Source organism: Lysobacter sp. 5GHs7-4 (genome assembly GCF_021284765.1).
Taxonomy (GTDB): Bacteria; Pseudomonadota; Gammaproteobacteria; order Xanthomonadales; family Xanthomonadaceae; genus Lysobacter.
Genome location: NZ_CP089924.1, coordinates 3,390,673 through 3,413,302, shown reverse-complemented (window position 1 = coordinate 3,413,302; position 22,630 = coordinate 3,390,673). Strand labels below are relative to the sequence as shown.

The following is a 22,630-nucleotide window of genomic DNA, read 5'->3' as shown; positions in this document are numbered from 1 at the left end:
GAAAAAGGCCGGCCATCGCCGGCCTTTTTTTTTGGCGGTGACCAAGTTCCGGCGCTAGGATGGTCGCGACGTCGGGCTTGGGGGAGTCATGAAGTTTCATCTTGCGGCGAGCGTCGCGGTGCTCGCCTTGAGCAGCCTTGGTGTTGCGCCAGCGACCGCCGCCAGGCGCGCGATGACCCCGGTGCCCGCGAACGCGGGTTATTGCGCCAACCCCGGCGACGGCAGGTGCTACGAGTGGAAAATCGAGGCCGATCCCAGCCTGCGCGTGATCGCCTACGGCTTCGAAGACGGAATCGACTATTCCTTCTATCGGCGCGACCGCAAGGGCCGTTATCGGCGCATCGTCGATTTCCATCCGGCCATGCAGGATTCGACGCGTCCGGGCCAGCTGTTCTGGGGCTATGCCTGGGATGTCCACGACATCGTCCTGGCACCCGACGGCAAGTCGTTTCAGGCGACCTTCGACCACACCATCGTCATAGATGGCAACGGCGATCCGATGCCTGGGCAAAAGCGCACGCCGGCGGTGCTGTTCGTCGGCCGCACCACGCAGCCCGATATGAAGGTGGAAGCGCTGCGTTTCCAAGACAACTCCATCGACGCCCTGCGGATCGGTGCGGGCTTGAGGAGTCGTTAGGCGCGCCGGCGCGCCGCGAACCGCGCCGAGCGTTCAAGGGCAAGCAAAAACGAGGGTCGCATGGACTATCTGTTCCCTATCTTGTTTCTCGGGATCGTCGCCTACCTCATCCTGCGCTACGCGCGTAGTGGCAGTCTCACCGGTGCATTGCTGGGCGGCACCATCAAGCGCGAAGTGGGTAAGGTCGAACTGACCGCAGGCACCTTGACCTCGCAGACGCTCAACGTGATCCGTATGGAGGACTCCGATGGGCAGGGCTTCGTGGCGCTGTCGGTGGTATCCAAGGCGCCGCTGGCGATCAGCATGGTGCCTTACCGGCTGACTAAGTCGCAGGCCCTGGAAGTGGCGAAGTTGCTGCAGCAGGCGGCGCTTTAAGCCCGATACGGCCCGCATATCGATCCCACGCTCGCGTCCGATCAGCGCAGGCAGGGGCAAGGCCACGATTCAGCAATCGCGTTCGAATATGGACCAATTCTTGCGCATGCTACTAGGATAATCGCATGACCAATCTCGTCGCCATCGCCTATCGCAGCATCGCGGCGCGGCCGCTATCGGCTTTCGAGCTGGACGCCCTGCTGGTGGACGCGCGCGTGTTCAACGCCGCGGTGGGCGTGACCGGCGTGCTGTTCCATCACGACGGGCGCTTCTTCCAGTACATCGAAGGCGAGGCGGCCGGCATGAATCAGGTCTACGAGCGCATCCGCGGCGCGCGTGCGCATCAGGAGCTGGTCGAACTCTTGCGCGGTCCCGTGAGCCAGCGTCAATTCGAGCGTTGGCACATGGGCTTCTGCCAGGCGCCGGAGAGCACCTTGCAGGAACTGTCGAACGCGGCCTGGATCGAGGCCATGCCGATCACCCGCGTCAGCGACAAGGCGTCCGAGGGCGTCGGCCTGGCGCTGTACCACTGGAGCAAGTGGCTGGCGGAGCAGCCGGGCGGCGTTTCGGTCTCGGGCTAGCCACGCGGCTGGCGGTTCGTCGTCATCCATCAGCCGCTTGGCCTGCGATGCCGCGCCAGCGCGGTTTCATTCTTCCGCTGCCGCCGCCTCGCGCCCCTGCTGACGGATCAGCGCTTCCTCGCGCGCATCGTTGATCGCATCGCGCACGCTGCCCAGGTCCACCGTCGATTCGTCGTGCACGAATATGCCGGTGAGTTCGCTGTCGGGGTGCAGGTCGCCGGCTTCGAACAGGGCCCACATTTCCTCGGCGTACCAGGTATCCAGCAGGTCCGGCGCCCAGGCGCCGAGGCTGGCGGTGAGGTTGTTGACGTCGCGCAGCAGCATCTGGCGCGCGGCGTTGTTGCCGGCGGCGCTGACGACTTGCGGGAAGTCGATGATGACCGGGCCGTCGGGCGCGACCAGCACGTTGTATTCGGACAGATCGCCGTGGATCAGGCCGACGCTGAGCATCTTCACCACCTGGCGGACCAGGAAGCGGTGGAAGCCGCGCGCCTGATCGGGCGCCAGCTCGACCTCGCCCAGGCGCGGCGCGGAGTGGCCGTCGGCGTCGGTCACCAGCTCCATCACCAGCACGCCGTGGAAGTAGCCGTAGGGTTCGGGCACGCGCACGCCGGCTTCGCGCAGTTGGTACAGCGCGTCGACCTCGGTGTTCTTCCAGGCGATTTCCTGCTGCTTACGCCCGTACTTGCTGGCCTTGCCGATCGCGCGCGCCTCGCGGCTGCCGCGCACCTTGCGGCCCTCCTGGTACTGCACGCGCTGCTGGAAGCTGCGCTGGGCCATGTCCTTGTAGACCTTGGCGCAACGCACCTCGTTGCCGGAACGGACCACGTACACCGCCGCTTCCTTGCCGCTTTTCAGCGGACGCATCACTTCGTCGATCACGCCGTCGTCGATCAGCGCCTGTAGTCCCGCGGGAGTCTTCATGTAGTCCTGTATCGAATCGGTCCGGCCGGGGTGCCGCCGGATAGGGGCGTATCTTTACACTTACCGCCTTTCCCGCCGACTTTTCCCATGTCCGAGCCCCAACGCCTAGATAAATGCGTCGCAGAATCGACGGGCTGTTCGCGCGCGCAAGCCCAGCAGTACATCGAGGGCGGTTGGGTGCGGGTCGACGGCCAGACGGTCGAGGAGCCGCAGACGCCGATCACGAATCAGCGCGTCGAGCTGGACCCGGAGGCGCGCCTGGAGCCGGCCGAGCCGGCGACGATGCTGCTGCACAAGCCGGCCGGCGTGGAGTTCAAGGACGCGCCCGCGCTGGCGCTGGCCGCGGCGCACGCCGAAGGCGATCTGTCCGGCGTGCGCATGCTCAAGCGCCATTTCCAGCATCTGACGCCGTTGATGCCGATCGACGCCGAGGCCTCCGGCCTGATGGTGCTCAGCCAGGACGGCCGGGTCTGGCGCCGCCTGACCGAGGATTACGCGCAGATCGAGCAGGAGTTCGTGGTGGAAGTCGCCGGCGAACTCGGGCCTTACGGCCTCAAGCGCCTCGCGCACGGCTTGGAGTACCGCGGCCGGCCGCTGGCGCCGTGCAAGGTCAGCTGGCAGAACGAAACCCGGCTGCGCTTCGCGATCAAGAACGTGATGGGCGGGCAGCTGCGGCACATGTGCGCGCAGGTCGGGTTGGAACTCGTGTCCAGCCGGCGCCTGCGCATCGGCCGCATCCCGCTGAGCAAGATGCCGGTGGGCGAGTGGCGCTACCTGCCGGTCGGCGAACGCTTCTGACGGCGCACACGTTGGCGATGGCCCGCGCGCGTTCGCGGCCGTCGCAGCGCCGCGCATCGGGTTATTCGGCATCCACCGCGCGCGTCGCCGCGTAGCCGTCGCGGCCGTTTTCCTTGGCGCGGTAAAGCGCCGCGTCGGCGGCATCGAACAAGGTGCGCTCGCGCGTATGAATGCCGGGGACGCAGGTGTGCACGCCGATGCTGATGCTGACCTTGGCGCCGCCCAGGGCCTCGCCGTGGCGCAGGTTGAGCGCGCGCATGTCGGCGAGCAGGGCCTCGGCCACCAGCGCCGCGCCGTCGGCGGAGGTGTCGGGCAGGACGATGGCGAATTCGTCGCCGCCGAAGCGCGCGGCCAGATCGCGCGGACGGCGCGCGTGCGCGGCGATCAGGTGGGCGACCTGGCGCAGCACCTTGTCGCCGGCGCGGTGGCCCTCGCCGTCGTTGTAGGCCTTGAAGTGATCGACGTCGACCAGGGCCAGGGTGAGCGGCGCGCGCGTGCGGCGCGCACTGGCGAGCTCGCGTTCCAGCACAACGTCGAAGCGGCGGCGGTTGGCCAGCCGGGTCAGCGTGTCCAGGTGCGCCTGACGACGCCAGTGACGCAGATGGACGACGGTCCAGGCCAGGTACGACAGCGCGATCGCGACCACCGCGGTGGCCGGCGCGAACCACACGTTGCCCAGGCGCAGCAGGGCGATGCTGGCGGCGAGCGTGGCGATCGCGGCGGCCGAGGTCAGCAACAGCGGGCGCGGAAACCCGGGGATCAACACGCACAGCGTCACCGCCAGCACCATCACGCCGGTCAGCGCGGCCTGCCAGCGCGGCGCCAAGGGCACGATCGCGCGGCCGTGCAGCAGCATCTCCAGCACGTTGGCCTGGTACTCGGCGCCGGGCATGCGCAGTTCGTCGGACATCGGCGTCAGGAACGGCGGCGCCAGTCCGGCCGCTGTGACGCCGACCACCACCCAGCGCCCGCGCAGCAGTTCGGCCGGCACGCGGCCGGAGATCACGTCGGCGTAGGAGACCTGGGCGAAGCTGCCGGGCGGGCCGGCGTAACGGATGCGCACGTAGTGATCGCGCGTCCATTGGTAGGGCGAGCCGCCCAAGCCGGTGGGACGGCGCAGGCCCGGCAGCGGCAGGCGCGCGTACGCCGGGTCCAGTGCGATCGTGGCCAGGGCCAGCGCGGACCAGCGCGCTTCGCCCAGACCGGCGCGCAAGTACATGCCGCGCGCGGCGCCTTCGGCGTCGAGTTCGATATCGGTGTGTCCCAGCGTGGTCGCGGCCGAGGCCAGCACCGGCGTCGGCAGCACTTCCACCGGCGGTCCGTTCTGGCTGGGCGCGGCGGCGATCACCGGCAGGGCGACGCGGCCGTTGCGGCGCAGGGCCTCGGCGAGCCGCCGATCGTGCGATTCGCCGCTGCGGTCGGGTTCGGCGAACACCAGGTCCAGCGCCACGCCGCGCACGCCGGCTTGGCCCAAACGGTCGAGCAGCTGCGCATGCAGATCGCGCGGCCAGGGCCACTGGCCGAGTTCGGCCAGGCTCTGGTCGTCGACGGCGACCACGATGACGTCGTCGTCGGGCGGGTAGGTCCACGTCGCCAGATGCTGGTCGTAGAACGCGTCGTCCAGCCACCAGGACGCGCCGCTGACGCTGATCAGCGCCGCCAGGCCGGCGGCGGCCAGGGCCACCATCAGGCGCAGCGGCCACGACGGCGCGCGCAGGTTCATAAGGCCAGCAGCAGCAACGCCGCCGCCGCGCCACCGGCATAGCACAGCCGGCAAGGCAGACGGATTTCCTGGGTGGGGCCGAACGGCGCGGCGTAGCCGTCGTCGTCGATGGTCTGCACGCGCACGTACCAGCGGCCGCCGCGCGGACGGTCCAGGCTGAGCTGCGGTTGCTCGACTTCGCGGTCGATCAGCGGTTTGGCGAAATCGGCGCGGCGCGCGAGCTGCACGCGGAAGCGCTGCCCGGGCGCGGCGTCCTTCCAGCGCAGGGTCAGTTGCCCTTGCGCGGTCTGCGGCGCTTGCAGGCCCGGATCCACCGGCGCGTCGCTGACCTCGAACGGCAGCGCATCGCCGTAGGGGCCGCTGCGGCCGTCGCCGTCGCGCGACGCCACGCGCCAGTAGTAGCGGCCCGGGGGCAGGGCGTCGGCCACGCGGTAGCGCTGGCCGTCGATCTGGGCCTGCACGCGCGGGCGTTCGAAGCCGGGATCGTCGGCGAGTTCGAAGCGGGTGCCGGCGGCGTCCTGCGTGCGCGCCCATTCGAAGCGCGGACGCGGCGTGTGCACGGTCTGGCCGTCGCGCGGTTGCAGGGTCAGCGGCGGCAGCGGGTGTTCGCTGACCTCGAAGATGCGCTCGGCATCCTCGCCGCCCAGGCCGCTGTCCGCGACCGCGCGCAGTTGCAGCCGGTGACGGCCGGGCGGCAGATCGGCGATGCGCACGCGGGTATCGGCGGTGACGGTTTCGTACAGCAGCACGTCGGGCGCGTCGTCGCGCACCACCTCGACGCGGTAGGCGACCGCTTCGGGCTGGGCGCTCCAGCTCAGGCCGATCGGCAGCGAAAGCAACTGGCTGTGGGCGTCGTCCAGCGTGGGCGCCGGCAGCAGACGGGTCGGCGCGGACGTCGCCGCGCCGGCGGCGGCGACGGAGCCGTAGCCCGGGCGCACCAGCACGTCGGCACCTTGCGCGCCGCCGACCTGGACCTTGCCTTCCAGCACTTCGGTGGCACCGGGCGCCTGCGCATCGCCGGCGCTGACGCGGAAGCGGGTGCCACGCACGCTGGAGGTCGCCGACGGCGTTTCGATGATGTAGCGCGAGGCCGGGCCGCGCGCGGGAATCACGCGGTTGGTGGCGCGCCCGCGCTGCAGGCGCATGCGCGTGTCGACCATGCCGGTCTGGCCGTAGGCGCTGAGGCGGTCGAACACGATGCGGCTGTTGTCGGTCAGCATCAGGCGCGAACCGTCGGCGAATTCGAGCGTGGCGCTGGCGCCCGGCCCGGTCTCCAGCCAGCCGCCGATGCCCAGGCGCAGGCCCTCGCTGGCGGCCAGCACGCTCGCGCGCGAGGACACCTGCGCGCGCACGGCGCCGCGCAGCGCGACCAGGCGCGCCTTGGCCGGCTCGATGCGCAGCCACGACACCGGGAAGCGCAGCAGGGTGCCGGGCGGGAGACGGTGCGGATCGGCGACCTGGTTGAGCCGCTGCAAGCGCCGCCAGTCGACGTCGGCGCGCAGATGGCGCGCACTGAGTTCCCACAGGTTGTCGCCCGGCCGCACGCGATACGTCCATTCCTGGGCCGAGGCCGTGGCGGACAGTGCGAGCGCGATCAGGAGGGTGGCGAAGCGTTGGCCCAGCCGGCGCCAGCGCCTGGCATGGTGGGGCTGCACTGCAATGGCGAACATCCGTCTTCCGTGGCTGGCGATGGCTGGCTGGGGCCGGGGCTAAGCCCAAAATGTGACGGGCAACGCACTATTATGAGGCTTGCCGGTGCCGTGTGGCGATTTTTTCGCCGTTTTGGGGTGGGCGGGTGGCACGCCTGCTCGGCCCGACGGCTCCGAAGGGCCTCTCCAGACTAGGGGGCGGGGCGGCGCCGGCCGAGACCGGACAGGTGACGTGGCGGCGGCTGACGCCGAAGCGCGGCCGGGCGGCCGCAGGGGCTGCGCGCCTGAGCGGTGCGCCGGTCCGCTATCGATACGGGGCCCAGCGGACGCGTAGCGACCACGGAACGCGGTCGCACCGCCGCGTCCGGCGCGCGGTAGGGACGAATCGATCCGGGCCGGATATCGCCGCACCCGCTCGACCGAGCCACGGTCCGGACCGATCCCGCGCGCCCAGCCAAAGAAAAAGCCGGGCAAGCCCGGCTTTTTCTACGTCGCCCTGCGCGGCGATCAGCCCTTCTTGCTGGCGATCCAGCGGTCGATCTTCTGCTCCAGCACGTCCAGCGCCACCGAGCCGTCCTTCAGCACTTCGGCGTGGAACTCGCGCACGTCGAACTTCGTGCCCAGTTCCTTTTCGGCCTTGCGGCGCAGTTCCTGGATCTTCAGCTCGCCGATCTTGTACGCCAGCGCCTGACCCGGCCAGGCGATGTAGCGCTCGGCCTCGGCGGTGGACTGGGTTTCGCTTTCGGCGGAGTTGTCGAGCATGTACTTGATCACCTGCTCGCGGGTCCAGCCCTTGCTGTGCAGGCCGGTGTCGGTGACCAGACGGATCGCGCGCCACAGCTCGTTCTGCAGGTAGCCGAAGTAGTTGTAGGGATCGGTGTACACGCCCAGATCCTTACCCAGCGATTCGGCATACAGGCCCCAGCCTTCGATGAAGGCGGTTTCGCCACCGAAGCGGCGGAACGCCGGAATACCGGTCAGCTCCTGCTGCAACGCGAGCTGGAAGTGGTGGCCCGGAATCGCCTCGTGCAGGTACAGGTCCTCGGCGTCCCAGGTCTTGCGCGTGGGCAGGTCGTAGGTGTTGACGTAGAACACGCCCGGACGGCTGCCGTCCTCGCTGGGGCTGCGGTATTCGCCGCCGGCCGCGGACTGGGCGCGGAAAGGCTCGACCGCGCGGATCTCGAACGGCGCCTTGGGCACCAGCGAGAACTGCTGCGGGATCTTCTGGTTGATCTTGGCTTCCAGCGCGCGGTAGTGCGCCAGCAGCGCGTCCTCGCTCTTGAAGCCGAAGCGCGGATCGTTCTGCATGAACTTGAAGAAGTCCTGCAGCGAACCCTTGAAGCCGACCTGCGTCATCACCTTGCGGATTTCGCCGTGGATGCGCGCGACTTCGTCCAGGCCGATCTGATGGATCTGCGCCGGGCTGAGGTCGGTGGTGGTGCGCTGGCGCGCGTTGAACGCATACCAGGCCTGACCGTTGGGTAGCTTGTCGATGCCGACGCTGTCGCGGGTGGCGGGCAGGTACTCGTCGTTGATGAAGGTGCGCAGCTTCTTGTAGGCCGGCATCAGGCGCACGGCGATCATCTCGCGGTAGGCCGCGGTCAGGCGCTGCTTGTCGGCGTCGGAGAACTCCTTGGGCAGGCTGGTGATCGGACCCCAGAACAGCGTCTCTTCCGGCTTATCCTTGATCAGCGCGTCCAACTGCGGGATGACCTTGATCATCAGCGCCTTGGGCTGCACCACGCCGGCCTTCATGCCCTGGCGCATGTTGTCGATGGCGGTGTCGAACAGCACCGGCAGCTTGTTGCCGCGCGCCAGCCAGTTGTCGTAGTCCTGGACGGTCTTGAACGGCTGCGGGCCGGTGCCCGAGCCCATCTGCACGGCGAAGCTGGCCATGGAGCCCATCTGGTTGATCGGCATCATCCAGTCGGGGAACTGCTCGGAATCCAGCGAGCTCTTGGAGTCGCGCACGAAGGTTTCGTAGCTCAGCAGATCCTGGCCCTGCAGGCCGGCCGGGCCGATGTCCTGCACGGTCTTGAGCCAGCGCACGGTGAAGTCGTGCGATTCCTTGCGGTATTGCGCGGTGCCGAAGTCGGGCAGCTGGTCGTTGTAGCGGTTGTCGCCCTGGAACGTGGCCTGGACCGGGTTGAGCTTGAGCACTTCTTCCCAGTACTGCGCGTACAGGGCGGTGAGCTTGGCGGCCTTGGCGGTGTCGGCGACGGCGGCCTTGGGCGCTTCGGCGGCGTAGCCGGGGGCGGCGGTCGCGGCGGCGACCGTCAGGGCGAGTGCGAGAGCGAGCGGACGCAAGGTCATTACGGGTTCCCCGAAGCGATGAGTCCCCCAGCATGGCCGAGCGCCCGGGCGGCCGCCCCGGTCGGAAGTCACGGATGGTGGGGCTTGCGCTACAGATCGAGAGCATTCGCGCTGCGCGCTCATCCCCTCACGCCAACGCCTCTCCCGCAAGCGGGGGTGAGCGGCTAACAGCTGGCGTCATCACCGCCGACTTCAACCGGCGCCCCGGCCCGACCGCATAGCGGTCGGGCGTTCGGTGCAGCGCGAGCCAGTGGCTCGCAAGCGCTGCCCCTCACCCCGCCGCTTCATCCCGCAACTGCTGCGCGCGCGCCGCGCCCAGATAGCGCACGATCGCCGCGCGCACCAGGTAGATCAGCGGAATCATCGCGATCGCGGCCAGCATCTTGTAGGCGTAGTTGACCGTGCTGACCGCCAGGAACAGCGAGGTCGGCCACTGCTGCGGCCCCAGCACGAAGGCGATGTACAGCACCACGAAGCTGTCCACCAGCTGCGACACCGCGGTGGAGCCGGTCGCGCGCAGCCAGATGTGCTTCTCGCCGGTGGCGTTGCGGATGCGGTGGAACACCGCCACGTCGATCAGCTGGCCCAGCATGAAGGCCACCAGCGAACCGGCGATGGTCCACAGGCCCTGGCCGAACACCGCTGCGAACGCCGCCTGGTAATCGGCCACGCCCTGCGATTCGGCGGCCTTCACCCACCAGCCCGCCGGCGCCAGCGAGATCGCCGCGAACGCGAACACGAAGCCGTACACGATCAGCAGCGCGGCCAGCCAGGAGATGGTGCGCACGCCGCGGCGACCGAAGAACTCGTTGATGACGTCGGTCATCAGGAACACCACCGGCCACAGCAAGGTGCCGGCGGTGAAGCTCAGCGAGCCGCTCTGGCCGAACAGGTTCCACTGCAGCGGCGCGATGCCGAGCGTGTCCTCCAGCGCGAAGATCTTGACCCCGATGAACTCGGCCAGCACGGCGTTCACGCAGAAGAACGCCGACAAGACGATGAACAAGCGCAGCGCGCGATCTTCCAGCGTCTTGGTGATGATGCCGGCCGGAGCGGTGGTCATCGTTTCGGTCTCACGTAGTAGATGACGCCGTACTTGTCGTCGGTGAACAGGAACGCGTCGCGGCCCATGCGCAGCACGCCGCAGGGCCGTCCGTTGACCTTGCCGCCGTCGAGGAAACCGGTGATCAGGTCGCCGCCGTTGCTGCCGTCGGCGTTGACGCGCACCAGCTTGTAGCCGTGGCCGATCTTGGCGTTGGTCGAACCGTGCAGGGCGACCACGTATTGGCCGGACAGGATGGCGTCGCCGGCCGGGAACCAGTCCACGCCCAAGGCCGAGGCATGCGCGGGGAACCAGCCGAACGGGCGCGGCACCTTGGCGCAGCCGGCCGGACGCGGGAACTTCGGATCGGCGTAGACCTTGCCGCGGCTGTGGTAGCAGTGCGGCCAGCCGTAGTCGGCGCCGTCGGTGAGTTTGAAGAAGGTCTCGTCGGGCTTGTCCAGGCCCAGGTGATCGGAACCCTGGTTGGTCGCGATCAATCGGTCGTCATGGGCGATCAGGCCGACCGCGTTGCGCAGGCCGCGCGCGTACACGCGCGCGCCGCTGCCATCGGGGTTGTATTCCATCACCGTCGCGCGCACCGGCTCCTTCTCGATGCAGGCGTTGCAGCTGCTGCCGACGGACACGTACATCTTGCCGTTGTTGGCGAACGCGACCGTGCGGGTCAGGTGCCAGCCGCCGTACTTGTAGCTCAGGCCGTAGTCCGGGTAGGTCGCCAGCGTCTGCGGCGGCGAGCTGGGCGCGAGGTCGCCGGCGCGGTAGCGGTAGCGCACCAGCTTGTCGGTCAGCGCCAGGTACAGCCACTGCTGGCCCTGCTTGTCGGTGTAGAAGGCGAGGTTGTTGGGATTGCGCTGGTCGGTCAGGTAGGGCGTGATGCGCGCGAATTTGGCCTTCTTCTCGTCCCAGCCGTCCAGGATCAGCACACGGCCTTTGCGATTGTCGCTGAGATCGCGCATGTCGGTGAGGAAGATGCGGCCGTCGGGGCTGCGTGCGAAGAAGCGGATGCGCTTGTAGCCCTGCGCCACCGGCACGACTTCGAGATTGGCCGGCAGGGTGAGCTTGAAGCTGCGGCCGTCGTCGAGCTTGATCGTCTGCGGCAGCAGCGCGACCGATTCGGTCGCGGCGGCGGGCAGGGTCAAAGCCGCGGCGAACAGCGCCAGGGCGATGCGGCGAAACAGCGAAGCGGGCGTGCGTCCGTGCAGGGTCATGAGGTCAGTTCGCGGGCTGGGTGTCGTTGACGACGGGAACGGAGAAGGGAATCGTCTCGGGCGATACCGCGCCGCCGGAGATGATGAAGCTCATCGCCTGATCGACGCTCCAGTCGGTGGGCGTGATCTTCTCCACCGGCACGATTTCCAGATAGCCCGAGGTCGGGTTGGGCGTGGTCGGCACGTACACCGCCGCCAGTTCGCGGCCCGTGCCCTGTTCCTTGAGCACGCGGGTGACGAAGCCGATCGACTTCATCTCGGTGTGCGGGAAGTCGATCAGGACCACGCGCTGGGTGCCGTCGGGCTTGGTCTGCAGGATGTCGAGCAACTGCCGCGCGCTGGAGTAGATGGTGCTGGCCAGCGGGATGCGCTTGATCAGCGATTCGAAGCCGCGCAGCAAGGTCTGGCCGAACACGCGCCGCGCCATCACGCCCGACAACAGGATCACGCCCAGCGTCGCGGCCAGCGCCAGCGCGGTGGCGAACCAGCGCTCGGTCAGCCAGCCCAGCGCCTGCGGATTGGTCGCGGCCAGGTTGGCCAGCAGCGGGTCGATCAGCGGCCGGCTGGTGTCGGACAGCAGCACGAAGACGAACTTGACCACGACCCAGGTCAGCCAGATCGGCAGCAGGGTCAGCAGACCGGTGAGGAACAGGCGTTGCAGGTTGGACATGCGCATGGCGCCAGATTGTAGGCGAGCGCGGGGCCGGGCGGCGGAGGGACGATGGCGGCGGTCAGGCGGCGTGCGGTGACGCAGGCGGCCACGGGGTGCGGCGATGCGGTTCGGCTTCGGCTCACCGCATCCTACGGGAGGGTTGTAGGGTGCGGTGGAAACCGCACCTTCGTCATCCGTCGGGGCCGCGCGGCGATGCGCTTCGCCTTTGGCTCACCGCATCCTGCGGGCAGGTCGTAGTGTGCGGTGGCAGCCGTACCTAGTTTCGTTCGCGCGTCAGCGCTCGCGCACCAGGCGGAAGCCGACGTCGTCGTAGCCGCGGGCGGCGGACAGCGGGCGCTGGGTCTGGCTGCTGCGCCAGGAGGCGCCATTGGCCTTGCGCTGCTGGCAGTCGCGGCCGCAGTCGCGCAGCCACATCGACAGGGCGCGGCCGGGGGTGTCGTTGAGGTTCTCGGCTTCGGCGGCGCTGGGCAGGCGGTAGTGGCGGCCGGTCTGCTGGCTGTACCACTGCGCGTAGGCCTCGGCGTCGGCTTGCGATACGCAGACCACCGGTTCGCCGTCGGCCTGGGTGAAGCCCGGCGATTGCCAGTTGCGCGGCGACAGCACGCGCAGCAGCGAGGCGCGTTCGCGGCACAGGGCCGGGCTGCGGTTGCTGGCGCTGGCGAAGCGCGCGTACTCGGCGCGGCTGACCGGGCGCGGGCTCAGCGCCACGGTGACGCGGCTGTTGTCCTGGGTGACGCTGCCGACGGCGACGGTTTCGCCGGGGCGCAGGCCGCCGATCGCGCGGGCCTGGGCGATCAGGCGCGCGCTGGTGGCCTTGGGCAGGCCGAGTTCGGCCGCCAGCGCGGCCGAGCGCTGCGCGTCCTCGCGGTCGTTGCGCTTGGCGTCCAGTTCGATGCGCGCCTGCAGCGCGGTCGCGGCCTGCTCGCGCAACGCGCCCATCGCGGCCGAGTCGGCGCTGCCGGTCTGCTGCGCCAGGGTGGTCGCGTTGAGCAACTGTTCGCGCACGCGCTGATCGTTGCGCTCGCGCACTGCGGCGGCGATCTGGTCGCCGAGCGCGTGGGTGAGTTCGGTCACGCCCGCGCGCACGTCGGGGCTGGTGCTGTCGGCGTGCCAGGCGGTCAGCAGGCTGTTGTAGGCGTTGCCGTCGGCCGGCGCGGTCAGCTTGCCCTGGCGGATGTAGCGCCGCGCTTCTTCCAGCGAGCGTTGCAGCGGCGCTTCCGGCAGCGGCGCCAGCATGGCGTCGGTGGGGTCGTCGACCGCGGCGGCGGGCGCGGCGGTGGATGCCGCGGCGGCGCGTTCGACGCGGAAGAATTCGTCGTCCTGGGCGTTGCTGAGGCCGAAGCCGATCGCGACCACGGCCACCGCGGCCACGGCCAGGCCGGCCCACAGCGGCATCGCCCACTGGCGCAGGCGGCTCGCGCGCGGCACCAGCCGCTTGAGTTTGTGCACCATGCCATTGCGCTGCAGGTCGGCCAGCGCCTCGGTCATTTCGGCCGCGTCCTGGAAACGCTGGCCGGGTTGTTTGGCCAGCGCGCGGTTCATGAAGCGCTGCCAATGACGCAGGTGCTGCGGCAGTTTCGGAATCGGATCCTGCGCGTGCATCACCGCCATCGACAGCGCGTCGGCCGCTTCGAAGGGCAGGCGGCCGGTCAGCATTTCCCAGCCCAGCACGCCCAGGCTGTAGAGATCGGCGCGGCCGTCCACGTCTTCGCCGCGCGCCTGTTCCGGCGCCATATAGGCGGTGCTGCCCACGGCCAGTCCGGCCGCGGTCACGCGCGGGCCGAAGCCGCGGCGCAGGGCGATGCCGAAGTCGGCCAGCAGCGGGCGTTCGGCATCGTCGAACAGCACGTTCTCGGCCTTGACGTCGCGATGCACGACGCCGCGCGCGTGCGCGTAGTCCAGCGCCGACAACAGCGTTTCCATGATCGAGATCGCGCGCGGCTCGTCCTTGCTCAGATCGCGCTGGCCGAGGTGGCCGCGCGCCAGGTACGGCATGGCGTAGTAGGGCAGGCCTTCGCGGGTGCGGCCGACTTCGTGGATGACCACGACGTTGGGGTGTTCCAGGCGCGCGATGGTGCGCACTTCGTTTTCGAAACGGCGGCGGCTGACTTCGTCCGACAGCGCCAGCGGCAGCATGACCTTGATCGCGACTTCGCGCGCCAGCGCGATCTGCTCGCCCAGGTACACGGTCGACATGCCGCCGTGGTTGATCACGCGGCGCAGGCGATAGCCGGCGATCTCCGGCAGAGGCGCTGTGTTCTCGTGCGGATTTTGTGTAGTCCTGGACATCGCGGCCCCCTGTCGCGAGTGCCCAGCATACGCCGATGCGTGCCGGGACTTGCCACACTTACATCACGCAAACTGCGTGAAGACGCGCCATCCATTGTCGCGCACGCCTATTGTGCCTCGTTGCAGGCGCAAGGCGACAGGCGCGATCGGGTCGTGTGCCTGCACCGTGTCGAAAGTGTGTCGTAATTGGCCGCGTTGCGTCATAAACCGACCGTTGCCGGTCTTCACATCGACGTGATCGCCGCCGCGCGCGATGTGAAGACGTCAGTCGCGGCCGGGCTTGCGGCGCACATACAGCTGCTTGCGCACGCGTGCGACCACATCGCCGGCGGCATCGGTCACGTCGGTGTCGAACCAGTGCAGGGTCTTGTCGCCGCCGGCGGTGGCCGCGCGCAATTGCGCCAGCACCTGCTCGTCCAGCGCGAAGCGCGCGTGCACCGTGCCGCGTCCGGGCTTGACGAACTCGATCGTGCCGGCCTTGTCCCAGACGATGTAATCGCGCCCCAACGCGTTGAGCGTGAGCAGCATCCAGAACGGATCGGTCATCGAGAACAGGCTGCCGCCGAAGTGGGTGCCGACGTAGTTGCGGTTCCACGGGCGCATGCGCAGCTCGACCCGGGCATGGCGGTAGTCGGGCGCGATCTCGCGCACCCGGATGCCGCTGAACAGGAACGGCGGCCACAGGTTGAGGCCGAGTTGGAGGGTGCTGGCTTTCATGCGCGATCGCGGCGGGCGGGGTGCTCAGCCTGCCATACGCATGCGTATAGTCAAGGGCGGCGAGCGCGTGCATGCCCGCCGCCGTGCCTTGCGATGGGCTTAGAACAGCAGCGACGACATCTTGCGGCGGTAACGGCCGACCAGGTCCTCGTCCTCGACCACGCGGAAGGCGTCGATCAGGGTCTTGCGCGGCAGGCCGTCCTGGTAAGCGCGGTCGCGGCGTAGCATTTCGATGAACTGCTCCAGTGCGGCCTCCGAATCGCCGGCGACCAGGCGGTGCGCGCCCAGCAGGTGGCGTGCGCGCAGATCGCCCTCGTCGGCGGCGATCGCCGCGCTCAGCACTTCCGGTGCGGGCGCGTCCTTGAGCAGGGCGGCGAAGCCCAGGCGCGCGCGGGCGCGCAGGGTGCGGTCGTCGGTGGCCAGGTTGGCGGGCAGCGCGTCCAGCAGTTGTTCGGCTTCGTGCGCGGCGCCGGTGCGAAGCAGGGCCAGCGCGAGTTCCAGCTTGCGCTCGTCCTGTTCGGGCTCGGCGGCGACTTCGGCGCGCAGGCGCAGCACTTCGGCGTGCGGGTCCAGCGCGGGCGCGGCCTCTTCGGTCGCGGGCTCTTCCGCGGCGGCGGCCGGTTGGATGCCGTGGTGGCTGAGGAATTCGCGCAACTGGCCTTCCGGCAGCGCACCCGGGAAGCCGTCCACGATCTGCCCGTCCTTGACCAGGTAGACGGTGGGGATCGAACGGATCTGGAACATGCCGGCCAGTTGCTGCTCGGCCTCCACGTCGACCTTGGCCAGCACGAAGGCGCCGTTGTACTCGGCGGCCAGCTTTTCCAGTACTGGGCCCAGGGTCTTGCAGGGCTCGCACCACTCGGCCCAGAAGTCGATCAGCATCGGCGTCTGCAGCGAGCGCTGCAGCACCTCGGTCTCGAAACGGTCGGTGGTGGCGTCGAAGACGTGCGGCTGCGGGGCGGAAGCGGGCATGGGCGGTCCTGCGTAAACGATCAGCCGGACATGGTACCGGCGGGTGGGGAATCCAAGTCATGTAAAAAATACTTGACATGCCCGAATCGCAATGTAACGTGCAGCGTACATATTGTCTGGCGGGGAAGACACCATGATGACGCGAGGTTGGGGCTTGGCCGGTTTGCTGGCGGTGGCGGGACTGTCGTTGTGGCTGCTGATCGCCAGCCCGTCGGCGCTGCTGGGGTTCGACGGCGGCAAGGTCGGTGTGGCCCTGCTGGTCACCACCGCCTGGGTGTCGCTGTGGACGCTGCAGCGGGTGCCGCGTTCCGAGTTCGAGGGCCGCGCCGCGCTGGGCGAGTGGCGGGCCTGGATCGGGCTGGGCTTCATGGCGGTCGCGGTGGCGTATTACCTGGCCAAGGTGCAGGTGTTCCAGGGCGCCGAGGTCTGGCGCAATCCCGAGGCCGGCGCGGTCGGGCGCAAGCTGGTGCTGCTGCTGATCGCCTGGGCGGTGCTGTCGCAGCTGTTGCGTTCGCGCTGGAAGGGCGCGGTGGAAGAGGACGAGCGCGACCGCGAGATCGCGCGCCACGCCGCCGACTGGGGCCATGGCGCGCTGATGTTCGGCACGATCGGCCTGGCGGTGACGCTGGGTTTCAGCCCGGCCTCGCGCCTGGACTGGGCGACGCCGGCGATGATCTCCAGCCTGCTGGTGGCCGCGCTGATGGCGTGCTGGCTGTGCGAGTACGCGGCCAGTGCGGTCTACTACTGGCGCGACCGGCACTGAGCGCGCGCATGGTCGCCACCCCGATCCAGAACCGCATCCGCCGCCTGCGTTTCGAGCGCGACGAGATGACCCAGCAGGCGTTGGCCGATGCCTGCGGCGTGACCCGCCAGACCATCATCGCGTTGGAGGCCGGACGCTACGCGCCGTCGCTGGAACTGGCGTTCCGGATCGCGCGCGCGTTCGGCGTCGGCGTGGAGGACGTATTCGTATGGGAGTCGCTGTGAAGTCCTGGAAATTCATCGCCGCGGCCGCGGCCCTGCTGTCGTTCGTGCTGGCCGTGGCCTGTTACGGCGCCGCGCTCGACGGCTACACGCACACGCGCCATCCGGTGGCGTGGCTGGGCGGCGCAGGCGCGCCGCATGCGCTGTGGTTCAACCTGTTCGCCTTCGTGCTGCCGGGCCTGCTCGCCGCCGCGGTGGCGCTGGGCTTGCGCGAAGCGCTGGCCGGCACGCGCTGGAGCGTGCGCGTGGGCGCGCAGCTGGTGCTGCTGTCGGCGCTGGCGTTCGCCGCGCAGGGACTGCTGCCGTTGGACACGCAGGACTTCGATGCCGCGGCCAGCCGCCTGCATGCGACCGTATGGCTGCTGTGGTGGCTGGCCTTCGCCGCCGGCGCGCTGGCGATCTCGGTGGGCAGCCGCAACCGCGCGCGACCGGAGCTGCGCACGCTCAGTCAGGCCAGCCTGATCGCGGCGGTGGCGGTGCTGCTGCTGGCGCTGGTGCTGCCGTCGCTGATGCCGGCAGGCCTGGCGCAGCGTGCGGCGTTCGTGGCGTGGCTGGGCTGGTGGCTAATCGCGGCGCGCGCGCGGGCGGCGGTGCGCTGATCGGAGCGTGCCGACCGAGGCGTGCGCGCCTCAGCCGTGCTTGATCTTCAGCACCAGGATGGTCGCCGCCAACGCGAAGGTGATGGTGTTGGACACGATCATCGGCCACGAGCGCAAGGCCAGGCCGTAGCCGAACCAGAAGCCCACGCCGATGGTGAACACCACGTACATGCCCAGCGAAATGCCGCGGGTGTCGCGGCTGCGGATGGTCTTCACCGCCTGCGGCACGAACGACAGCGTGGTCAGGGTCGCGGCCACGTAGCCCATCCATTCCAGATCCATCGCGGCGCTCCTGCATGGCCGGCTGCTGCGGACGCGGCATCGGCGATGCCGCGGCGGATTCGCGCCGCGCCGGCGGCGCGCATGCCGCCACCGGCGTCATCGGGCGCAAGGCTCAGTTCGTGGCGCCCGGCTGGCGGTAGACCTTGCCGTCCTTCATCACGAAGTCGACCTTCATCACCGCATTGATGTCGGCGATCGGGTCGCCCGGCACGGCGACGATGTCGGCGCGCTTGCCGGCTTCGATCACGCCCTGGTCGTCCACGCCCAGCACCTCGGCGGCGCGGATGGTCGCGGCCTGCAGCGCGGTCGCGGCCGGGATGCCGGCTTCGACCATGTAGAGGAACTCGCGCGCGTTGTCGCCGTGCGGGCCCACGCCCATGTCGGTGCCGAACGCGATCTTGACCCCGCCGCGGTAGGCGCGGCCGGCGGTGTCCTGGATCTGCGCGCCGATGCGCGCGGCCTTGGGGCGCACCACTTCGGGGAAGTAGCCGTCGATCTTGGCCTTGTCGGCGACGAAGCGGCCGGCGTAAATGGTCGGTACGTACCAGGTGCCCTTCTGCTTCATCAGCGACATCACTTCCGGGCTCATGTAGGTGCCGTGTTCGATGCTGGTGACGCCGCCCAGCACCGCGCGCTTCATGCCTTCCTCGCCGTGCGCGTGCGCGGCCACGCGATAGCCGTAGTCCTTGGCGGTGTCGACGATGGCCTTCACTTCCTCGACGGTGAACTGCGGTGCGTCGCCGGACTTGGCGTAGGACAGCACGCCGCCGGTGGCGGTGATCTTGATCACGTCGCTGCCTTCCTTGTAGCGCTGGCGCACGGCCTGGCGCGCGTCCTCGATCGAATTGATCACGCCCTCGGTGGGGCCGGGCGGGCCGATCAGGTGCGACAGCGCGTCGTTGTAGCCATTGGTGGGATCGGCGTGGCCGCCGGTGGTCGCGATCGACTTGCCCGCGGCCCAGATCCGTGGTCCGTCGACCAGACCCTGGTTGATCGCATCGCGCAGGTGCGGACTGACTTCGCCGCCGAGGTCGCGCACGCTGGTGAAGCCGGCCAGCAGGGTCTTCTTGGCGAAACCGACCGAGCGGAACGCGAAATCGACGTCGTCGAGGCGGAAGCCTTCGGAATAGCTCTGCGGGCTGGACTGCGAAGCCAGATGCACGTGCAGGTCGGTCCAGCCCGGCGTGCAGGTGTGGCCGCTGAGATCGATCGCCTGCGCGCCGGCCACGTCGGCGCGGCCCGGCAGCACCTCGGCCACCTTGCCTTCTCGCACCACCACCGTACGGGCATCGAGCAACTGGCCGCTGCGCGCATCGAACAGCTTGCCGCAGTGCAGCGCGGTCGGCGCTTCGGCGGCCAGGGCGGGCGGAGCGAGCAGGGCGGCGAGGACGAACGATACGGCGGCGGACGGACGAGTCATGATGGATTCCGGCTGTGCACGTGAAGTAATCGGTGCGCCATACGCTGGCGCACCGGCAAAAAATGCGACTGACTTCGCACATGTCGGTCCGAATGCGGCGACAATCGCCCGCGCGGTCCGGGAATGGGCCGCCGCAGCATGCAAGCGAACCTTTGCGGAAATCAACAGGAGTTCGTCCATGAAACTGACGTTCTGTCTGCTCCTCGCCTTCATCGCCCTGTCGTCGGTGCCGACCCCGGTCGACGCAGCCACCCAGCCGTTGCTGCTGTGCCCGATCGGGCAGAAGGCGACGCCGGTGCGCGACGCCGAGGGCAAGGTGGTCGGTTGGGTATGCACCAAGCGCTGAGCCCTTAAGTCGGCTTGAACGCGCGCCGCGGCCGTCACGGCCGGTCGCGGCGCGCGCAGCGTTGCCACGCGCGCGAGGCCCGTGCACCGCGCCCCGAACGGGGGCGCGGACGGGCCTGGCGCCGCTGCCGAGCACCCAGGCTTGCCCCTGGGAAGGCCGCGCGACGGCGTCGAACGCCCGTAAACAGCGGCTTCCGGCGCGTATTCACCGTAACGGGGCCGCCGCCATGGCGGCCTTTTGTGCACTGCGGTAGGCTTTCCGGTCTTCCTTAGCCCTGCCAGCCGCCTGTGTCCAGCGACGCCGCCCAAGCCCCCATCGACAGCAACGCCTTCGACCCCAAGTCCGTGGAGGTCGCCGCCCAGCGCTTTTGGGACGGCACCCGCGCCTTCGAGGTCGGCGAGCATTCCGACAAGCCCAAGTACTACTGCCTGTCGATGCTGCCGTATCCCTCCGGCGCGCTGCACATGGGCCACGTGCGCAACTACACCATCGGCGACGTGATCAGCCGCTACAAGCGCATGACCGGCTACAACGTGTTGCAGCCGATGGGCTGGGACGCGTTCGGCCTGCCGGCCGAGAACGCCGCGATCAAGAACAAGACCGCGCCGGCCAAGTGGACCTACGCCAACATCGAACACATGAAGGCGCAGCTCAAGACCATGGGCTACGCGATCGACTGGTCGCGCGAGTTCGCGACCTGCCGTCCGGACTACTACGTGCACGAGCAGCGCATGTTCGTGCGCCTGATGAAGCAGGGCCTGGCCTACCGCAAGAACTCGGTGGTCAACTGGGACCCGGTCGATCAGACCGTGCTGGCCAACGAGCAGGTGATCGACGGCCGCGGCTGGCGCACCGGCGCGCTGGTGGAAAAGCGCGAGATCCCGCAGTGGTTCCTCAAGATCACCGCCTACGCGCAGGAACTGCTGGACGGCCTGGACGCGCTGCCGGGCTGGCCGGAAGCGGTCAAGACCATGCAGCGCAACTGGATCGGCCGCAGCGAAGGCCTGGAAATCCGCTTCGACGTGCGCGACGAGGCCGGGCATGCGGTCGAGCCGCTGACCGTGTTCACCACCCGTCCCGACACCCTGATGGGCGTGACCTTCGTGTCGATCGCCGGCGAGCATCCGCTGGCGCTGCAGGCCGCCGAAACCGATCCCGACCTGGCCGCGTTCCTGGCCGACCTCAAGCGCGGCGGCGTCACCGAGGCCGAGCTGGAGACGCAGGAAAAGCGCGGCATGGACACCGGCCTGCGCGCGCTGCATCCGGTCACCGGCGAGGAACTGCCGGTGTACGTGGCCAACTTCGTGCTGATGAACTACGGCACCGGCGCGGTGATGGCGGTGCCCGGCCACGATCAGCGCGATCACGAGTTCGCCCTGCGCTACCAGCTGCCGATCAAGATGGTGATCGTGCCCGACGAAGTGCGCGACGCGCTGGACGAGATCGGCCGCCACGTCGCCCGCCACGACGACCCGATGCGCAGCGCGCTGGGCGAGGCCGGCGCGGTCGACGTCTACGACACCGGCGCCGCGGTGCAGGTGGTGGAGGAATTCCAGCGCCGCATCTTCGAGGAGGCCGCCTACAACGAGCGCGGCTGGCTGGTGAATTCGGGCGAGTTCGACGGCCTGGATTTCCAGCAGGCGCTGGACGCGATTGCGGCCCAGTACGGTGCCGACGGCCGGGTGGTGCGCCGGGTCAATTACCGCTTGCGCGATTGGGGCGTGAGCCGCCAGCGCTATTGGGGCTGCCCGATTCCGGTGATCCTGTGCCCCAGTTGCGGCGACGTGCCGGTGCCGGAGGACCAACTGCCGGTGGTGCTGCCCGAGGACGTCGCGTTCAGCGGCGTGCAGTCGCCGATCAAGGCCGATCCCGAGTGGCGCAAGACCGTGTGCCCGAGCTGCGGCGGCGCGGCCGAGCGCGAGACCGACACCTTCGACACCTTCATGGAGTCGAGCTGGTACTACGCGCGCTACACCTCGCCGGGCGCCGCCCAGCAGGTCGACGAGCGCGCCAAGTACTGGACCCCGGTGGACCAGTACATCGGCGGTATCGAGCACGCGATCCTGCACCTGATGTACTTCCGCTTCTATCACAAGCTCATGCGCGATCAGGGCCTGGTGACCAGCGACGAGCCGGCGACCAACCTGATGACTCAGGGCATGGTGATCGCCGAGACCTTCTATCGCGACCTGGAAGATGGCGGCAAGGACTGGATCAATCCCGCCGACGTCGAAGTCGCACGCGACGAGCGCGGCCGCATCGTCGGCGCGACGCTGAAATCGGACGGCGCGCCGGTGCATATCGGCGGCACCGAGAAGATGTCGAAGTCGAAGAACAACGGCGTCGATCCGCAGCTGATGGTGGGCAAGTTCGGCGCCGACACCGTGCGCCTGTTCTCGATGTTCGCCGCGCCGCCGGAACAGTCGCTGGAATGGAACGAGGCCGGCGTCGAAGGCATGGCGCGCTTCCTGCGCCGCCTGTGGGCGATGGTGCACAAGCACGCCGCCGACGGCCCTGCGCCGGCGCTGGACCTGGCCACGCTGGACGCCGCGCAGAAGACCCTGCGCCGGCAGCTGCACGAGACCATCCAGAAGGTCGGCGACGACTACGGCCGCCGCCACAGCTTCAACACCGCGATCGCCGCGGTGATGGAACTGCTGAACCATCTGTCCAAGTTCGACGACGCCAGCGGCAACGGCCGCGCCCTGCGCCAGGAAGCGCTGGAAGCGGCGGTGCTGCTGCTCAATCCGATCACCCCGCACGCCAGCCACGCCCTGTGGCAGGCGCTGGGCCACGCCGAAACCCTGCTGGAAGACTTGAGCTTCCCGCAGGCCGACGGCTCGGCCCTGCAGCGCGACGCGGTGACGCTGGCGGTGCAGGTCAACGGCAAGCTGCGCGGCACCATCGAGGTCGCGGTCAACGTCGCCAAGGAAGAAGCCGAACGCCTGGCCCTGGCCGAACCGAACGTGCTCAAGTACCTGGAAGGCCTGAGCGTGCGCAAGGTGATCGTGGTGCCGGGCAAGATCGTCAACATCGTCGCGGCCTGAGGCCGCGACAAATCCCCCTCGATCCCCCTTTTC

21 protein-coding genes are annotated in these 22,630 nt (G+C 69.1%); 9 read left to right on the top strand and 12 right to left on the bottom strand.

Annotation, left to right across the window (positions count from 1 at the left end):
* The first annotated feature begins 88 nt into the window (after nt 1-88).
* From LVB77_RS15460 to LVB77_RS15450, 3 genes are all read left to right on the top strand, one after another.
* A complete protein-coding gene (locus tag LVB77_RS15460; RefSeq protein ID WP_232906978.1) occupies nt 89-637 on the top strand; it encodes a hypothetical protein in 549 nt (182 codons plus the stop codon).
* Nucleotides 638-697: 60 nt separating this feature from the next.
* Nucleotides 698-1,012 carry a hypothetical protein gene (locus tag LVB77_RS15455; protein WP_232906977.1) on the top strand — a complete coding sequence of 105 codons (315 nt, stop codon included), beginning with the start codon at nt 698-700 and terminating at the stop codon, nt 1,010-1,012.
* Between the two features lie 125 nt (nt 1,013-1,137).
* Nucleotides 1,138-1,593: a BLUF domain-containing protein gene (locus LVB77_RS15450; protein WP_232906976.1), complete on the top strand. Its 456-nt coding sequence runs from the start codon at nt 1,138-1,140 to the stop codon at nt 1,591-1,593.
* A gap of 66 nt (nt 1,594-1,659) precedes the next feature.
* Here LVB77_RS15450 and LVB77_RS15445 read toward each other — a convergent pair whose 3' ends face one another.
* Complete coding sequence (locus LVB77_RS15445; protein ID WP_232906975.1) at nt 1,660-2,517, bottom strand: PA4780 family RIO1-like protein kinase; 858 nt, start codon at nt 2,515-2,517, stop codon at nt 1,660-1,662.
* An 87-nt stretch (nt 2,518-2,604) separates the two neighbouring features.
* Here LVB77_RS15445 and LVB77_RS15440 point away from each other — a divergent pair, with 87 nt between their 5' ends.
* A complete protein-coding gene (locus LVB77_RS15440; RefSeq protein ID WP_232906974.1) occupies nt 2,605-3,315 on the top strand; it encodes an rRNA pseudouridine synthase in 711 nt (236 codons plus the stop codon).
* Nucleotides 3,316-3,376: 61 nt separating this feature from the next.
* On the opposite strand, the gene LVB77_RS15435 is transcribed toward LVB77_RS15440, so the two are convergent.
* The 9 genes from LVB77_RS15435 to LVB77_RS15395 form a co-directional block, all read right to left on the bottom strand.
* Nucleotides 3,377-5,038 carry a CHASE2 domain-containing protein gene (locus tag LVB77_RS15435; RefSeq protein WP_232906973.1) on the bottom strand — a complete coding sequence of 554 codons (1,662 nt, stop codon included), beginning with the start codon at nt 5,036-5,038 and terminating at the stop codon, nt 3,377-3,379.
* Nucleotides 5,035-6,708, bottom strand: a complete 1,674-nt coding sequence (locus LVB77_RS15430; protein WP_232906972.1) for a FecR domain-containing protein — start codon at nt 6,706-6,708, stop codon at nt 5,035-5,037. The genes LVB77_RS15435 and LVB77_RS15430 overlap by 4 nt, the downstream gene beginning before the upstream one ends.
* A gap of 486 nt (nt 6,709-7,194) precedes the next feature.
* Nucleotides 7,195-9,000 carry a DUF885 family protein gene (locus tag LVB77_RS15425; protein WP_232906971.1) on the bottom strand — a complete coding sequence of 602 codons (1,806 nt, stop codon included), beginning with the start codon at nt 8,998-9,000 and terminating at the stop codon, nt 7,195-7,197.
* Between the two features lie 271 nt (nt 9,001-9,271).
* Entirely contained in the window at nt 9,272-10,063 is a 792-nt protein-coding gene (locus tag LVB77_RS15420; RefSeq protein ID WP_232906970.1) for a queuosine precursor transporter, read from the bottom strand.
* The gene (locus LVB77_RS15415; protein ID WP_232906969.1) at nt 10,060-11,268 is read right to left on the bottom strand and encodes a PQQ-dependent sugar dehydrogenase; all 1,209 of its coding nucleotides are present in this window, start codon (nt 11,266-11,268) and stop codon (nt 10,060-10,062) included. Before LVB77_RS15415 ends, LVB77_RS15420 begins: the two co-directional genes overlap by 4 nt.
* A gap of 4 nt (nt 11,269-11,272) precedes the next feature.
* Nucleotides 11,273-11,944 (bottom strand): DUF502 domain-containing protein, encoded by a 672-nt coding sequence (locus LVB77_RS15410; RefSeq protein ID WP_232906968.1) that lies wholly within the window; start codon nt 11,942-11,944, stop codon nt 11,273-11,275.
* 270 nt (nt 11,945-12,214) lie between these two features.
* Complete coding sequence (locus LVB77_RS15405) at nt 12,215-14,230, bottom strand: bifunctional serine/threonine-protein kinase/formylglycine-generating enzyme family protein (RefSeq protein ID WP_232906967.1); 2,016 nt, start codon at nt 14,228-14,230, stop codon at nt 12,215-12,217.
* Nucleotides 14,231-14,494: 264 nt separating this feature from the next.
* Nucleotides 14,495-14,947, bottom strand: a complete 453-nt coding sequence (locus tag LVB77_RS15400) for a DUF4442 domain-containing protein (protein ID WP_232906966.1) — start codon at nt 14,945-14,947, stop codon at nt 14,495-14,497.
* Between the two features lie 99 nt (nt 14,948-15,046).
* Nucleotides 15,047-15,919, bottom strand: a complete 873-nt coding sequence (locus LVB77_RS15395) for a co-chaperone YbbN (RefSeq protein ID WP_232906965.1) — start codon at nt 15,917-15,919, stop codon at nt 15,047-15,049.
* 133 nt (nt 15,920-16,052) lie between these two features.
* On the opposite strand from LVB77_RS15395, the gene LVB77_RS15390 reads away from it, so the two are divergent.
* The 3 genes from LVB77_RS15390 to LVB77_RS15380 are packed head-to-tail and all read left to right on the top strand — an operon-like array spanning nt 16,053 to nt 17,502.
* Entirely contained in the window at nt 16,053-16,682 is a 630-nt protein-coding gene (locus LVB77_RS15390; protein ID WP_232906964.1) for a hypothetical protein, read from the top strand.
* 23 nt (nt 16,683-16,705) lie between these two features.
* Entirely contained in the window at nt 16,706-16,906 is a 201-nt protein-coding gene (locus tag LVB77_RS15385; protein ID WP_232910313.1) for a helix-turn-helix transcriptional regulator, read from the top strand.
* Nucleotides 16,903-17,502 carry a DUF998 domain-containing protein gene (locus LVB77_RS15380; RefSeq protein ID WP_232906963.1) on the top strand — a complete coding sequence of 200 codons (600 nt, stop codon included), beginning with the start codon at nt 16,903-16,905 and terminating at the stop codon, nt 17,500-17,502. Before LVB77_RS15385 ends, LVB77_RS15380 begins: the two co-directional genes overlap by 4 nt.
* A 30-nt stretch (nt 17,503-17,532) precedes the next feature.
* Here LVB77_RS15380 and LVB77_RS15375 read toward each other — a convergent pair whose 3' ends face one another.
* Both LVB77_RS15375 and LVB77_RS15370 read right to left on the bottom strand, forming a co-directional pair.
* Nucleotides 17,533-17,784: a SemiSWEET transporter gene (locus LVB77_RS15375; RefSeq protein ID WP_232906962.1), complete on the bottom strand. Its 252-nt coding sequence runs from the start codon at nt 17,782-17,784 to the stop codon at nt 17,533-17,535.
* A gap of 112 nt (nt 17,785-17,896) precedes the next feature.
* Nucleotides 17,897-19,204 (bottom strand): amidohydrolase family protein, encoded by a 1,308-nt coding sequence (locus LVB77_RS15370; RefSeq protein WP_232906961.1) that lies wholly within the window; start codon nt 19,202-19,204, stop codon nt 17,897-17,899.
* A gap of 178 nt (nt 19,205-19,382) precedes the next feature.
* Between LVB77_RS15370 and LVB77_RS15365 the strand changes: the two genes are divergently transcribed.
* Together LVB77_RS15365 and leuS are read left to right on the top strand one after the other, a co-directional pair.
* The gene (locus LVB77_RS15365) at nt 19,383-19,550 is read left to right on the top strand and encodes a hypothetical protein (protein ID WP_232906960.1); all 168 of its coding nucleotides are present in this window, start codon (nt 19,383-19,385) and stop codon (nt 19,548-19,550) included.
* A gap of 287 nt (nt 19,551-19,837) precedes the next feature.
* The gene (gene leuS / locus LVB77_RS15360) at nt 19,838-22,597 is read left to right on the top strand and encodes a leucine--tRNA ligase (RefSeq protein WP_232906959.1); all 2,760 of its coding nucleotides are present in this window, start codon (nt 19,838-19,840) and stop codon (nt 22,595-22,597) included.
* Nucleotides 22,598-22,630: the final 33 nt, after the last annotated feature.